Consider the following 14,904-nt stretch of genomic DNA (forward strand, 5'->3'; position numbering starts at 1 on the left):
TTTAGAGCCGATATAGTTTCCTGCACAGGAAGTGATGATCATATGACCTCATCAGCCGAAATCATGCCGACCGCGGCGTCGACCGGAATCGATCTCACGGCGGGTCGCCGGGCCTTTCTTCAATCCTTCGGCCTGACTGCGGCGGGAGCACTCGCGCTCGGCGGAGCATCCTTCGGCAGCGCACAGGCGCAAGCGCCGAGCGCGGCCGACGTCTTCAACTTCGCGCTCAATTTCGAGTATCTCGGTGCCGAGCTGTATCTGCATGCCGCGTACGGCACGACCCTGGGCGCCGGAGATATCGAAGGCACCGGTACGCAGGGAGGGGTCATCGGCGGCCGCGCCGTTCCGTTCACCGATCCGCTCGTTCGCGCCCTCGCGGAGGAACTGGCGGCGGACGAGGTTGGGCATGCCCGTTTCCTGCGCAATATCCTCGGGAGCGGCAGGATCGCTCGCCCGGCGATCGACCTGAGCCAGAGCTTCACCGTCTTTGCCCGCTTCGCCGGCCTGGTGCCGCCGAACGGGACCTTCGATGCCTTCGCCAACGATCAGAACTTCCTGATCGCCGGATTCATTCTGGAGGATGTCTGCGTCACGGCCCTGAAAGGCGCCACGCCGCTGATCCGCAACAACGAGTTCCTCGAAGGTGCCGGAGGCCTTCTGGCCACGGAAGGCTATCACGCCGGCCTCCTGCGGACCTTCCTCGCCCAGCGCGGATTGTTCACCCAGGCTCAGCAGGTCTCCGATCTGCGCGATTACTTCGATGGCCCGAGCGACATCGACCAGGGTCTCGGTACGGCAGCGGTCCCCAACATCGTTCCGGCCGACGCCAACAGCATCGCCTTCAGCCGGACGCCGCAGCAGGTGCTCGCCATTGCGTATGGCAACGCCGCGCTCCAGCCGGGCGGATTCTTCCCGAACGGCACCAACGGCGCCATCCGCTGAGAGACGGCCGTCGCATCCCGCCCTCGGTGGGGCGGGATGCGACGGGATCAGAGCGATACCGTGGGATCGAAGGCCTGACCCGGCATCTCGATGCCCTGCGCCTTGAGCTCCTGCAGGAATTTCGGCCGAACCCCGGTGGCGCGGAAGGTGCCGATCACCTGATGGTTCTCGTCCACGCCCTCGCGGACGAACCGGAAGATCTCCTGCATCTGGATCACGTCTCCCTCCATCCCCGTCACCTCGCTGATGCTGGTGACGCGCCGGCGGCCGTCGCTGAGGCGTTGGAGCTGCAGCAGGAGCTGGATGCCCGACGCGATCTGGCTGCGGATCGAGGAGGCCGACATATTGGCCGCCGCCATGCCGATCATCTGCTCCACGCGGGCGAGCGCATCGCGCGGGGTATTGGCGTGAATGGTGGTCATCGAGCCCTCGTGGCCCGTATTCATCGCCTGGAGCATGTCGAAGGCCTCCTCGCCGCGGCACTCCCCGAGGATGATTCGGTCGGGCCGCATCCGCAGGGCATTCTTGAGGAGTTCGCGCTGGCGGATCTCGCCGCGTCCCTCCACGCTCGGCGGTCGCGTCTCGAGGCGCGCCACATGCGGTTGCTGCAGCTGGAGTTCGGCCGCGTCCTCGATGGTGATCAGCCGCTCCCGAGGCGAGATGTAGGCCGACAGGGCGTTGAGCATCGTCGTCTTGCCCGAGCCGGTGCCGCCCGAGACGACGAGGGAGATGCGGCCCCGCACCGCCGCCTTCATGAGATCCGCCATCGGGCCGCGTAGCGCACCGAGCTCTACGAGGCGCTCCATCGAGATCGGGCGCTTGGAGAATTTGCGGATCGAGACCAGCGGCCCGTCCACCGCGATTGGCCTGATCGCCACGTTGACGCGGGACCCGTCGGGGAGGCGCGCATCAACCATCGGCGAGGATTCGTCGATGCGCCGACCGACCGCCGCGACCATCTTGTTGACGATCCGCAGAAGGTGCGCCTCGTCCTTGAAATGGACCGGCGTCGGCTCGAGCTGGCCGGCGCGCTCGACGAAGACGGAGCGATGGCCGTTGATCAGGATGTCGCTGACGCTGGGATCCTTCAACAGCGGCTCGATCGGCCCGAGACCGATCATCTCGTCGAGTACCTCCGCCGAGAACATCTCCAGTTCGCGCTGGTTGAGGGCGAGCCGTTCCCGCAAGGCGTACTCGGCGACGAAGCGCCCGACCTGACGCGCGAGGTCTTCCTGCGAGACCTTGTCGATCAGCGCGAGGTTGAACTCGTCGATGATCTGGCCATGCAGCTTGACCTTGGCGTCCGTCAGCGTCGAGCGCGGCGCGGCCGGAACGACGATGTCGGGCACCGGCGCAGGAGCCTGCGGCTCGCGTGGGGTATGGGTCGGCGTGGGTGCGACCGCGGGAGGGACGCGCCAGCGGCCCGACAATCCAGTCATGGGAACTCCGATGGGGGCTCTAAGCGAGACTCGCCGCCGTGCCGCACCACTCCGCCAAGCGCCGGATGTCGGCACTCACCCTAGCGTTGGGGGACATCTCCAGCAAGGACCGGCCGGCATCGAGCGCGCCGTCGGCGGCGGATGCGTCGCGCCGGATGCAGAACAGGGACCTTCCCGCGAGCGGACGCTCGATCTCTGTCCGGCGCGTCACCCGGCCGAGGAGATCGGTCTCGCAGGCATTCACCGCGACGGCGAGCTTGCTTGCAGGGATCGCGAGGCCGTCGAGATGCGCGAGGGTCTGCGTGAGTCCGCGCAGGGCCGGAACCGTCGCCCCGCCCGACAGCACCACCGCGTCCGAGCCCTGGAGGATGTTGTCGATCCAGGCGACCCAGGCATGGGGCAGGTCGATCAGCACCGCCTCGTAGCGCTTGGCGATCGCGTCGATGAACGTGAACACGATCTCGGGCCGCACATCCCCGAGGGCGATCCGGCGATGCGGCGCCGCGAACACGTCGAGGCGTGGCGTGTGCCGGCTCGTGAAGACGTCGATCAGCTGCTCGTCGAGGCGCTCGGGCTGCGCGATGATCTCGCCGACCTCGAAGCGCGGCTCGATGTCGAGGGCGTCCGCCAGCGTTCCGCCCTGCAGGTTGAGGTCGAGCAGGGCCAGTCGCACCGGCCGCTTGCGGCGCGTGGAGAGATGGATGCCCGACTCCAGGGCGAGGGTGGTGTTGCCCACGCCGCCCTTGCTGGGGAGGAAGCTCACCACCTTGGCAGTCCGCTCCGGCGTCTCGGCGCCGGCCATCGCCTTGGTGAGTTCGCGCAGTTCCTGGGCGCAGGTGCCCCAGCCGATCCACTCTCCGGCCTGGCTGCGCACGAGCGCCTTGTATAGATCGGGCGCGAGGGTCTCGGCGACGTAGACGACGAAGGCCCGTCCCTGCTCGTCCTGCGCCAGCCGGAGGGCGGGTTCGGCCAGGGCACCGCTGCCTAGGTCAGGCACCAGGACGAGGGGTCGTCGCGCGTCCGTGAAGGATCGCTCCGACCGCAGCACGTCGATGCCGGTTGCGTAGGAGAGCGTGTAGCCGAGGGACTCCACGATCTTGGCCAGCGACCGGACCCGCGAGTCGCCGCGGTCGGCGGCAATGATAAAACACTTCACGCAGGCTCCAGACGCAACATTCGAGGCGAACCATGCGCGGGACGTCGCCCGGGAAGAGCATGACAGAACGGAGCCGCGGCGTTGCCTATCGACCGTGGCTCATGAACGCGGTGCGCAAAAGCCGGGGGCGATCACTCCTCGGCATCGACGGAATACGGTTCCCGCTTCGAGCCGTTGCGGATCACGTTGATCGTCAGCTTGGGCGGCGGCGGGGCGGCGGGAGAGAGGCCCGGCGGCATCGCCTGGCGGCCCAGTTCTCCACGAAGACGCATCTCCATCTCGGCCAGTTGCGCGCGGGTTCCTTCACCCGCACGGGCATCGGCGGCTTCCGCCGCCTTGCGCAAGGCCTCGACCTGGGCGGTCAGCTCGGCGATCTGGTTCTTGGCCGCCGTCGACTGGCCGGGACCGAGATCGGCCGAGGTCACCCGCTCGGAGGCGGCCGCGATCGGTTCGCCGGTCTGCCGGAGGACCAGAGAAAGCCGTCCGACGCCCTGGGCCAGGATCGCCTTCTGCGCCTGCTGCACCGAGAGCTCGAGCGTGACCGCCCTAGCCACAGTCGGCTTGTCCTGGCGGTCGCCGGCGACCTGATCGATCGCCAGCACCTTGGCGTTCTGGATCAGCATGTCGGCGTAGGCCGAGTCCTGGGTGCCGCCTTCGCCACGCGTGAGAATCAGGTCGACCCGGTCGCCCGGCAGAACGAAGCCCGCGACCCCGCGAACCTCATCGACCCGGATCGTGACCGCACGCATGCCCTCCTCGATCTGCGTCGAGAGCGTGGCACGCTGGTTGGGCGCGGTGATCTTGCTGCCCAGAATGGGTTCGTTGCGCTGAATGGGGGCGAGTGCGAGGCGCCGACCCTCCTTCGTCAGGTCGGCGATGGTGGCGAACGACCCGTCGAGGGTCTCGCCCACAGGCCATTCGACTTCCCGAAGGTTCGCCTCCGTCAGCGGCGCACCGAAGCCCACCGGGGCCGCCGCAACCACGACCCGTCCCTGGGCCGGGCGCTTGCCTTGCGTCTCGACGCCGAGCAGGAGCCCGCGCGCGAGAAACGCCGCGAGCGCCCCGAACAGGAGCGCGACGACGAGGGAGATAGCCGACGAACCCCTCACGCGAGTCGTCCCTTCAATTGGGGCCTAGGACGCGAACCGCCGTTGCGACAACGCAGAGTACCGAGGAGCCGCGGCCGCCGACCGAGACAGGCGAGGCGTGCGGCCGAGCCCGTCATTGAGCCTGCGTGCAATCGGCCGAGGGCGTCGCGATCTTGCAACTGATCTTCGCGAATTGCGCGTTCAGGCTCGTACCGGTGGATGTGATGCCGACGATGGCGACAAGGGCGATCAGCGCGATGAGCAGCGCGTACTCGACCATGGCCGCACCCTCGTCCTCACGACAAAAGCGCTTGATCAGATGCTTCATGGGTTTCTCGATCCGCTTGCCGCGCGACGCGCGGAACACCGTACTCGATCGTATGGGCAACGCCCACGACAGGGTTACTGATCCCTTAAAGCCCGGCAGGTGTCAATCGGACTGGGTCGTCGTTCCCCCGGCGAATTGTGGATTTGCTCAAGCTTAAACAAGACTTAAACATACGTAATGGCAATTGTCGCCAGCCAGGCGACCGCAATGCTGGGTGCGAAGGGGATCTCAATCTTTTCGCCTGCGCGCCTTTTAGGCAGCATGTCCGTTATCGCTCCGAGGCAATACAGGATCGTCAACGATAGAAGTGCGACCGCGAACGTCGTCGCACCTTCGGGTCCGATCCACAGGGACGCGGCCGACAGCAGCTTGGCATCTCCGGCTCCAATCAGACGCAGATGGAAGGCGCCGAGCATCGCGACAAGAACAATCGCCGCGAACACCGCGTGCCAGATCCAGGAGACTTCTGCGTTCCCGACGATGCAGGATACCGCGAACAACGCGACGAGGGACAGGACCCAGCCGTTTCGAATTCGGAACCGGCGGATGTCCTCGATCACGATGAGCGAGAGGATCACACAGGCAAAGCCGTCGATCAGCAGGCCCACATCCGCACCGGGAGAGATCGCAGGCCCGAGAAAGGTCTGACCCCGACGGGACGGCGCCGAAGCGCTGCCCCGTCGGGGTCAGGTCTAGACTAGCGAACGGCGCCGTTCAGGCCGTTCGGGAAGAACCCGCCGGGCTGCGCGGTGCCGCTGGCATAGACGATCGCCAGAACCTGACCCGGCGTGCGGCTGATGGCCAGCCCATTCGCGTCGGTGGGGACGATGTCCGGACGGGCAGCGGTGCCGATGCCGAAATCGAGGTCACTCGGACCGTCGAAGAAGTCGCGAAGGTCGGAGATCGCCTGGGCCTGCTGGTAGAGGCCGCGGCCGGCGAGCACGCCGCGCACGAGGCCCGCATGGTACGCCTCGACGGCAAGGATACCGGCGGTCGCTTCGAGGAACTCGTTGTTGCGGATGAGCGGAGCAGCGCCCTTGTAGGCGGTCACGCCGACATCCTCGAACACGAAGGCCGCGAGAAGGAAGTTGGTCTCGTTGGCGAAGGCATCGAAGGTGTTGCCGAGGCCGGAGAAGCGAGCCAGGGCATTGAAGCTGTCGGTGAAGTTCAGCGTTGGACGAGCGACGCGCGCGCTGCCGAGGATATTGCGCAGAAAGCGGACGTGCTTCTCTTCGTCGTCGGCGATCTCGTTGGCGTAACCCTGGATCAGGGGGGTCGCGAAGGTCACCTGACGACCGCCGGTGACGGCGCCGAGGGTGCCGGTACCGGTGATGTCGGCATCAGCCAAGCCACGACCGAAAGCGGCGCGGAGATAGAACTCGGCCTCGAGATACTCGAGGTTCAGGGCGAAGTTGAACACGTCGGCCGCGCCGACCGTTGCGGTCTGCGCGTTGACCGGACCGCCCGCAGCGCCGAGGAGAGCGGCGCCCGCAGCGCCAAGGCCCACGGTGCGCATGAATGCGCGGCGACCGGCCTCGTAGTCGAACTTCGGGACGGCGTTGTCGATGTCGGAAATCTTTTCCATGGGCGTGACGCTCCTCCTCACAACCGTTTAGGTCGGTCGGGAGTTATTAAGACAATACATGCAAGTATGGCAACCTTTTTGCGAGGATAAAATCCCAGTTGGACCAGTTTTCTGAAAACATATGTTAATTCAAAGTGTTATCGAGTGAGCAAGACGCAGTGTTGATCTTAGTAACATAAAGCAAAAGAGCAATATTACGAAGCCGCGGCGACGGAAGTTTCAGGGCTCAAGTTCACAAAGACGTGAACAGCCGTTCGGTAAATTCGCGCCGTGGCAGGGACGGGCTTCGCCTGCCCGTTATTCTTTCCCGCTGCACGGGACATCAATCCCGATCCGGATTGGCTCAGGCCCATATTCGGCATCGCTTGAGCGGCCTCGACGTCGGCAAGACACTCCAAGACCGCGCGTCCCAAGCGTTCGGAATGGGACGACACGATTGTGGGGTCGCTTGTACGACCTGGGCAACGGCGATGCCGGTCTGTCCGGCGCCTTTGCGAGGCCGTGCGATGGTGCCGAATTACGCAGCCGGCGTTCGGAGCGATTTCCTGGATGGCGCAGGCGATCTCACGCAGCGCGACACCGTGTTCCGCCCTCGCTGCGGCAACGTCGGACGCGAGGGCGCCGAGGCTGTGAGTGAGGCGCGAACCGTTATTCCGACCCTCGATTGCTCCACGAATCGATCGTTGCAGCTCTGCTTTAAGACCGACGGGTGCGATCGGCTTCCTGGATCGCGGCATCATGATACCAGCCGCCCCCGAACTCGCAGACCGGCTGCTGATGGGTCGAATGATCGTCGGATGGCTTCCGTGCGGGTCCCTGCCCGGTAAGCATCGGGCGAGCCCGAGGCACGAATGCGTAGATTTTGGCCGACTCTCTAGGAGATGCCGCAGACATAACAGGTTGTCTCCATATCGGGCTGCAACTTTTTGCGCCCGCTGATGCCTGTTTCTAACATATTCTGCACCATTGTTGCACGGTGTACTTCCTGGCGAAACGTTGAATGCAATCATTATGTGCATGCCTTATTTTATCTCATTTCTTTCCAGCGAGTCGCCACCGGTTTCGCAAGCTGCATATCTTTCGATCATTCATCGTCGGTGCAAACCGAAAAGGCAGCAACCATTGGAAGGACGTTGGCGATCTCGGCATCCTCTTCCCGGCTCTGTGACCGATCCCCTGTTCACTAGAGTGAGGACGCGCAATCTCGACCCTGGTAGCGTGTCTGAAGGGCTTTCCCGGAGAAGAGCTTGGCAGAGACCCTGCGCACCGTTGCCGCGGGAGCCTTCGGCCCCGCCTCGCGTTTGAACCTTCGACGTCCATCATCGCGAGCGTTCGTTGCCAAGGCACATCCACCTCGATGCCCTGGGCGGCATGGCCGGCGACATGTTCGCCGCGGCCCTTCTCGATGCCTTCCCCGAGCACGAAGCGGGTGTGGCGGCGGCAGTCCTGGCCGCCGGAGGTCCGTCGATCCGCATCGAGCGATCGGATCACCAGGACGGCATCCTCGCCGGCAGTCGATTTCGCGTGACGCAGGTCGAGGCGGCGCCTCCCCGTGATCATCCTCATGGTCAGCATTCCCATGACCATCACGTCCGCGATCATGGTCACGGACACCGCCCCTGGGCGGATATTCGCCGGGACATCGATCATTGCGGTCTCCAACCCCGGGTCCGCGACAACGCCATCGGCATCTTCACGCAACTGGCGAAGGCGGAAGCCGAGGTTCACGGGATCGACGTCGAGTCCGTGGCCTTCCATGAGGTCGGGGCCTGGGATTCCATCGCCGACATCGTCGCCGCCGCCTACCTGATCGCCGTGGTCGATGCCCGACGGTGGACCGTCTCGGCGCTCCCGCTCGGGTCGGGCCGGGTGATGACGCAGCACGGCCCCCTCCCGGTGCCGGCACCGGCCACAACGCTGCTGCTGAGGGGCTTTGCCGTCGTCGACGATGGGATACCGGGAGAACGCGTGACGCCCACGGGGGCTGCCATCCTGCGCTATCTCTGCGGCGATCCGGGGCTGACCGACCGATCCCCGAAAGCCGTTGGCGTGACCGGCATCGGCTTCGGGTCGAAGGTCCTGCCCGGGATCAGCAATTGCGTGCGCGCCCTCGTCTTCGAGGAGGGCACGACGGATGATGGGCACCGTGAGATCGCCGTCATCGAGTTCGAGGTCGACGACCAGTCCGGCGAGGATCTCGCCATGGGGCTCGACCGACTTCGCGCCGAGGACGGCGTCTTCGACGTCGTGCAGATGGCGGTCTTCGGCAAGAAGGGGCGGATGATGACGCATGTGCGCGTCCTGGCCCGCGTCGCGACCCTCGATGCTGCGATCGATGCCTGCTTCCGCGAGACCACGACGATCGGCCTTCGCCACCGGATCGTCGCCGGTGCCGCGCTGCCGCGGACGGCATCGACCGTGGAGGTCGAGGGACGCCGCATCCGCGTCAAGTCGGTGGAGCGCCCGGGCGGCCGCACCGCTAAGGCGGAGGCCGACGATGCGCTGCCCGAGGACAGCCATGCCGCCAGGGCCGCTCTGCGCCGGAAAGCCGAACGGGTCGCCCTCGACACTCCGGATGTCGAGCGATGAGCCTGCCCCGCCCCACTCTCGAAGCCGTCCTGCGCGAGGCCGGCTCCATCGCGGTTGCCGTCAGTGGCGGCGTCGACAGCGTGACCCTGGCTGCCTTATCCCATCGCGTCCTCGGCTCCGACCATGCCCTGATGGTGCATGCCGTGTCGCCGGCCGTCCCAGCCGAGGCCACGGACCGGGTGCGCGCTCAGGCCCAGCGTGACGGCTGGACCCTGCGGGTCATCGACGCCGGAGAGTTCGCCGACCCGCGCTACCGGGCCAACCCGGTCAACCGCTGCTTCTTCTGCAAGACGAATCTCTACGGCGCCGTCGCGACCGTCACCGGCCTGCAGATCGTATCGGGAGCGAATACCAGCGACCTCGGCGAGTACCGTCCCGGGCTCGATGCCGCCAGAGATCACGCTGTTCGCCATCCCTATGTCGAGGCCGGCTTCGACAAGGCGGCGGTGCGCGCGCTGGCGCGCGACCTCGGCCTCGGCGAGGAGATCGCTGAACTTCCGGCCGCGCCATGCCTGTCGAGCCGGGTCGAGACCGGCATCTCCATCGCACCGGAGACCCTGGACTTCATCCATGCGGTGGAGCGCCTCGTCGCTTCGAGCCTCGGCGCCGAAGCGGGGAGGGGGCGGGCCGTCCGATGCCGCGTTCGAGGCTCCGGCATCGTCGTCGAACTCGATTCGTTGAGCTTTCAGGCCCTCGACGTCGCGCAGCGTGGCGTTCTCGCTGCACAGATCGTCGCGCGGGCACCGGTGGGCCTGTCGCGAGGCGCCGTTTCCTTCGCACCCTATCGCACCGGCAGCGCCTTCCTCACCGGCCATGGGACCAAGCCCTGATGGCGGGCGAGGGCGAGTTCACTCTGGATTTCGCCAGGCCGGAGCGGATCGGGCTGGAGGAAGCCGTCTATGCGGCGGGCAAGTCGCCCGCCCAGATCGAGGCGATCCTCGATGCCGCGAGCGTCAGGGGGACGAGCCTCTTTGTCACCCGCCTCGATCCCGAGAAACATGCCGCCCTGGCGCCGGACTGGCGCGGGCGGCTCGATTATTGCGCCGTCTCGCGCACCGCCATCCTGGGCGCAGTCCGGCCCGTGCGGGCGGGGACGACGGTTGCGATCGTGGCGGCCGGCACCTCCGACATGCCGGTGGTGCGGGAAGCCGAGCGGACCCTGCGCTACCAGGGCGAAGCCTCCACAATCATCGCCGATGTCGGTGTCGCCGGACTCTGGCGGCTCACGCGGCGTCTCGACGAGATCCGAGCCCATCCGGTCGTCATCGCCGTGGCCGGGATGGAGGCGGCGCTGGGCAGCGTGCTCGGAGGCCTCGTCCCGGGAGCCATCATCGCGGTGCCGACCTCGGTGGGCTACGGTGTCGCCGCGGGCGGGCGTCTCGCCCTCGACGCGCTGCTCGCGAGCTGCGCGCCGGGTCTGACGGTCGTCAACATCGACAACGGCTACGGTGCCGCCTGCGCCGCCCTTCGCCTGATCGGGGCCGCCCGCCGCATCTGCGGCACGGAGCGGTCGTGATCACCCCTCACCACGGCGCGCCGTCGGCCGCCGCATCAGGAGACGAGCCATGGAACGTCGCAGCTTCATTCAGGGCGCCGTCCTCGGCGCCGGGATCGGCGCGGTCGGCAGCACCGAGGCGGCCGTGACCCCGCCCCTGCATCCGGGCAACCGCCCGTCCGATCCCACCGATCTCCTGCGCATCGCCAACCCCGGCGAGATGCGCGGCGAGATGCTCTACCGCCCCTTCGGCCGGACCGGCGAGACCATCTCGGCGATCGGGCTCGGCGGGTTCCATATCGGCAAGGGCGTGTTGAGCGACGACGAGTCGGTGAAGCTGATGCATCAGGCGATCGACCGCGGCATCACCTTCATGGACAATTGCTGGGACTACAACAACGGCCGCTCCGAGGAGCGGATGGGCACGGCCTTGTCCCAGGGCGGCTACCGCGACAAGGTCTACCTCATGTCTAAGATGGACGGGCGGACCAAGCAGGAGGCACTGGACCAGATCGACACCTCGCTCAAGCGCCTCAAGACCGACCGCTTCGACCTCGTCCAGCACCATGAGATCCTGCGATACGACGACCCCGACCGGGTCTTCGCCGAGGGCGGTGCCATGGAGGGCTTCGTCGCCGCGCAGAAGGCGGGCAAGCTGCGCCATATCGGCTTCACCGGTCACAAGGACCCCCGCATCCACCTCCAGATGCTGGAGGTGGCGGCCGAGCGCGGCTTCCGCTTCGATGCCGTTCAAATGCCGCTCAACGTGATGGACGCGCATTTCCGCAGCTTCGGGCACCTCGTGCTGCCCTATCTCGTGGCGGAGGGGATCGCGGTGCTCGCCATGAAGACCTTCGGTGACGGCGTCATTCTCAAGAGCGACGCGCCGATCAAGCCAATCGAGTACCTGCACTTCTCGCTCAACCTGCCCTCGTCGGTGGTCATCACCGGCATCCAGAGCCAGCGCGACCTCGACCAAGCGTTCGAGGCAGTGCGGACGTTCAAGCCGATGGACAAGGCCGCCGTCGCCGAACTCCTCGGCCGCAGCCGTCCCTACGCGATGGAAGGCAAGTACGAGCTGTTCAAGACGAGCGCGACCTTCGACGGCACCGCCAAGAACGCCGCGTGGCTCGGCGAGGACGTGCCCGGCGTGAAGACTCTAGCCCCAACGATGGAATAGGAGCCGTTTGCTTGTGACGGATGGGGATTCGGGACGGTTAAGCCTTGTGCAAAGGGCTCGGGTCTAGGAAAGACGAAGAACGTCGACCCGTAATCCAGCTGGAACCGCGCTATGCGCCTGAGATTGCGTCTCGATGGGCGCGCGCCGCGTCGCTGGCACGTGACGCTGACCGAGCGGCTGATGCGTCTTCCGGACGTGGCGCTCGACCTCGATGCATCCCCAGGCCCCGGCGGATTGCCCGACAATGCCGACCTGCTGTTTCGCCTCGAGGCCCTGATCCGGCGCCAGCCCCGCGACGGCCCCTCGGCCCTGGTGCCGCAGGAAACGCTCCGGGCCTATCCGAGCCACGGCCCGGCGCCCGACCTCGTCCTCGACCTGTGCGGCGACGTCCCTGCCGGAGCCTCTGCTCCTGTCTGGACCCTCCGCTTCGACACCATCCCCGGCGAGGAAGGGCTCCTCGCCTCTCTCCTCGATGGCCGGGTACCTGTCGTGACTCTTGGGGAGGCGGGTCGCGTCCTGGCCTCCGCGCGCCTCGGGACGGAGTCGATCGGCTCGGTTCTGGTCTCGTTCGAGGATGCCGTCGCGCGCACGACGAGCCTCCTCGTGGCAGCGGTGGCCGGACGACGGCCATTGCTATCGCCGGCCGATGCCGGCCCTGCCAACCCCCCGCCGAAGGCGAACCTCACCCTTCCCCGGGTCGGCCTCCGCACCACGACGATGCTCGCCTGGGGGGTGCTGCGCCGGATCTACCATCTCTGCTACCGCGCCCCGCATTGGCGGGTCGGATGGCGCCATCTCGACGGTCCCGATACCGTCGACCTGCGCGCCCTTGCAGGATCCGGCTGGCACGACCTGCCCGACGACGGCCGTCGCTTTTACGCCGACCCTTTCGCCCTGGATTATGAAGGCCGCACGATCCTGTTCGTGGAGGATTACGAGCATGCCCGCGGCAAGGCCGTCATCTCGGCGGTGGCCTTCGACGCGAACGGCCCGGTCGGCACCCCCGTCCCCGTGCTCGAAGAACCCTACCATCTCTCCTATCCGTTCGTCTTCGCGCGCGAGGGCGCGGTCTGGATGATCCCGGAGAGTTCCATCAATGGGACCGTCGATCTCTACCGGGCGACCGCCTTCCCTGGCGGCTGGGTCAAGGAGGCGACCTTGCTCTCCGGCCTCACCGCCGGCGACGTCACGCTGCTCGAGCAAGGCGATCGCTGGTGGATGTTCGCGACGGTGCGCGACATCCACGCCGACAACGGCTCGGGGCCTATCCGCGGCTCGTACTCGGATGCGCTGTATCTCTGGTCCGCCCTCGATTTTCGCGGTCCGTGGATTCCCCATGCGGGTAATCCGGTCCTGATCGACATCGCCTCGGCGCGCCCGGCCGGCCACATCATCGGCCGGGACGGCGTCCTGATCCGGCCGGTTCAGGACGGTCGCCGCGGTTACGGCGAGGCCCTGTCGCTCGCCCGGATCGATCGCCTCGACGACGGCGGCTTCAGCCAGACCGTCGATGCCACGTTGAGGGCGGGGCGGGGCTGGGCCGGCAACCGGTTGCACACCCTGAACCGCTCCGCGCGCTTCGAATTCATCGACGGCTCAAGGCGCGCGCCGCGTTTCTGGTAACCCGGCTACGGTTGGAGACATCGCCTTCTGCAAGGATTGGGACAGGGGCCGTTCGATTTTACACCGTAGCGGGAACCCACTCGCGTGCCGGAGGATTGCGAAACGTCAGGTTGAGTTCGGCTGCACCCATCGGCTCATCGACCGACCTGTGTTCAAAGACCACGCCAGCAAGACGAGACCGGTGATATCGACCCGACGGTGACACTCGGGCCGGCGACACGGGTCGGGTCGCGCCCGCGATGACGACAGGATCCTGCCATGGCCGGTGCGACCAAGCCCGAGATCCCCGTTCGTGAACCCTCCGCAGGCTCGCTACGCGGCCTCGACGCCCTCAATTTCTTCCTCGCCGACGTACGCGATGGCCTCGGACCTTACCTCGCGATCTACCTGATCGCGGTCCGGGGGCCAGACCAGGGCTGGAACGAGGCCACCACCGGCCTGATCATGACCATTGCGGGCGTCGCCGGGTTGATCGCCCAGACGCCGGTCGGCGCCCTGATCGATCGCACCTCGCACAAGCGCGCCATCGTCATCGCCGCCGCACTCGCGGTGACGGCGAGCTGCCTGATGCTGCCCTTCGTCTCGAACTTCTACGTGGTGGCCGCGACGCAGTCCGTGGCGGGCATCGCCGGCGCCGTGTTCCCGCCGGCCCTCGCGGCGATCACCCTCGGCGTCGTCGGACCCAGATTGTTCGCCAAGCGCATCGGCCGCAACGAGGGTTTCAACCACGCCGGCAACGCGGCCTCGGCGGCGATCGCGGGCGCGACGGCCTACGTCTTCGGCCCGATCGTGGTGTTCTGGCTGATGGCGGCGCTGGCGGCGTTGAGCGTCGGCGCGATGCTGATGGTGCCGGCCGCTTCCATCGACGACGACCTCGCCCGCGGCCTCGACGAGACGTCCGGCAAGGCGCACGAGCAGCCGTCCGGCCTCACCGCGCTCCTGCAGAACCGTACCCTGATGCTGTTCGCCGTGCTGGCGGCGATCTTCCATCTCTCCAACGCGGCCATGCTGACATCCGTCGGCCAGCTCCTGACGAAGCTCGCCGGCAAGGAGCAGGCGACGTCGCTGATCGCGGTCTGCATCGTGGCGGCCCAACTCGTCATGGTGCCGGTGGCGGTGTTCGTGGGCGCCAAGGCCGACGCGATCGGGCGCAAGCCGATCTTCCTCGCGGCCTTCGGCGTGCTGGCGGTCCGCGGCGCCCTCTACACGCTTTCCGACAACCCCTACTACCTCGTCGGCGTGCAGCTCCTCGACGGCGTCGGGGCCGGCATCTACGGCGCCCTGTTTCCGATCGTGGTGGCCGACCTGACCCGCGGCACCGGCCGTTTCAATGTCTCGCAAGGTGCGGTCGCCACGAGCCAGGGGCTTGGCGCCTCCTTCTCGGCGACGCTCGCGGGCCTGATCATCGTCTCGGCCGGCTATGCCTCGGCTTTTCTGGTCCTGGCCGGAATCGCGGCGGTGGGGTTCGTCCTCTACCTT

General features: G+C 66.9%; 14 protein-coding genes. 7 read left to right on the top strand and 7 right to left on the bottom strand.

Translation table 11 applies throughout. The features are described from left to right. The first annotated feature begins 42 nt into the window (after positions 1–42). Positions 43–942 (top strand): ferritin-like domain-containing protein, encoded by a 900-nt coding sequence (locus tag ACFE7U_RS01535; RefSeq protein WP_375407962.1) that lies wholly within the window; start codon positions 43–45, stop codon positions 940–942. Positions 943–989: 47 nt separating this feature from the next. On the opposite strand, the gene ACFE7U_RS01540 is transcribed toward ACFE7U_RS01535, so the two are convergent. The 7 genes from ACFE7U_RS01540 to ACFE7U_RS01570 form a co-directional block, all read right to left on the bottom strand. Further along, positions 990–2,381, bottom strand: a complete 1,392-nt coding sequence (locus ACFE7U_RS01540; protein WP_375407963.1) for a CpaF family protein — start codon at positions 2,379–2,381, stop codon at positions 990–992. Positions 2,382–2,400: 19 nt separating this feature from the next. Then, positions 2,401–3,537 (bottom strand): CpaE family protein, encoded by a 1,137-nt coding sequence (locus ACFE7U_RS01545; RefSeq protein WP_375407964.1) that lies wholly within the window; start codon positions 3,535–3,537, stop codon positions 2,401–2,403. Positions 3,538–3,668: 131 nt separating this feature from the next. Then, positions 3,669–4,646 carry a Flp pilus assembly protein CpaB gene (cpaB, locus tag ACFE7U_RS01550; protein ID WP_375407965.1) on the bottom strand — a complete coding sequence of 326 codons (978 nt, stop codon included), beginning with the start codon at positions 4,644–4,646 and terminating at the stop codon, positions 3,669–3,671. 112 nt (positions 4,647–4,758) lie between these two features. Next, positions 4,759–4,953, bottom strand: coding sequence for a Flp family type IVb pilin (locus ACFE7U_RS01555; protein ID WP_375407966.1), 195 nt, complete (start codon positions 4,951–4,953; stop codon positions 4,759–4,761). Between the two features lie 164 nt (positions 4,954–5,117). Beyond that, a complete protein-coding gene (locus ACFE7U_RS01560) occupies positions 5,118–5,561 on the bottom strand; it encodes a prepilin peptidase (protein WP_375407967.1) in 444 nt (147 codons plus the stop codon). A gap of 89 nt (positions 5,562–5,650) precedes the next feature. After that, positions 5,651–6,538, bottom strand: a complete 888-nt coding sequence (locus tag ACFE7U_RS01565) for a ferritin-like domain-containing protein (RefSeq protein WP_375407968.1) — start codon at positions 6,536–6,538, stop codon at positions 5,651–5,653. Positions 6,539–7,234: 696 nt separating this feature from the next. Continuing rightward, a complete protein-coding gene (locus tag ACFE7U_RS01570; protein ID WP_375407969.1) occupies positions 7,235–7,432 on the bottom strand; it encodes a DUF2735 domain-containing protein in 198 nt (65 codons plus the stop codon). A gap of 441 nt (positions 7,433–7,873) precedes the next feature. On the opposite strand from ACFE7U_RS01570, the gene ACFE7U_RS01575 reads away from it, so the two are divergent. The 6 genes from ACFE7U_RS01575 to ACFE7U_RS01600 form a co-directional block, all read left to right on the top strand. Continuing rightward, complete coding sequence (locus ACFE7U_RS01575; RefSeq protein WP_375407970.1) at positions 7,874–9,127, top strand: LarC family nickel insertion protein; 1,254 nt, start codon at positions 7,874–7,876, stop codon at positions 9,125–9,127. Continuing rightward, the gene (locus ACFE7U_RS01580) at positions 9,124–9,957 is read left to right on the top strand and encodes an adenine nucleotide alpha hydrolase (protein WP_375407971.1); all 834 of its coding nucleotides are present in this window, start codon (positions 9,124–9,126) and stop codon (positions 9,955–9,957) included. Before ACFE7U_RS01575 ends, ACFE7U_RS01580 begins: the two co-directional genes overlap by 4 nt. Continuing rightward, complete coding sequence (larB, locus tag ACFE7U_RS01585; protein ID WP_375407972.1) at positions 9,957–10,643, top strand: nickel pincer cofactor biosynthesis protein LarB; 687 nt, start codon at positions 9,957–9,959, stop codon at positions 10,641–10,643. The genes ACFE7U_RS01580 and larB overlap by 1 nt, the downstream gene beginning before the upstream one ends. A 49-nt stretch (positions 10,644–10,692) precedes the next feature. After that, positions 10,693–11,802, top strand: a complete 1,110-nt coding sequence (locus tag ACFE7U_RS01590) for an aldo/keto reductase (protein WP_375407973.1) — start codon at positions 10,693–10,695, stop codon at positions 11,800–11,802. Positions 11,803–11,913: 111 nt separating this feature from the next. Beyond that, on the top strand, positions 11,914–13,425 hold the full coding sequence (locus ACFE7U_RS01595) for a formyl transferase (protein WP_375407974.1): 1,512 nt from the start codon (positions 11,914–11,916) through the stop codon (positions 13,423–13,425). A gap of 258 nt (positions 13,426–13,683) precedes the next feature. Continuing rightward, the coding region (locus tag ACFE7U_RS01600) for an MFS transporter (RefSeq protein ID WP_375407975.1) at positions 13,684–14,904 on the top strand (1,221 nt) is incomplete at its 3' end.

The organism is uncultured Methylobacterium sp. (assembly GCF_964251405.1).
Classification (GTDB): Bacteria; Pseudomonadota; Alphaproteobacteria; order Rhizobiales; family Beijerinckiaceae; genus Methylobacterium.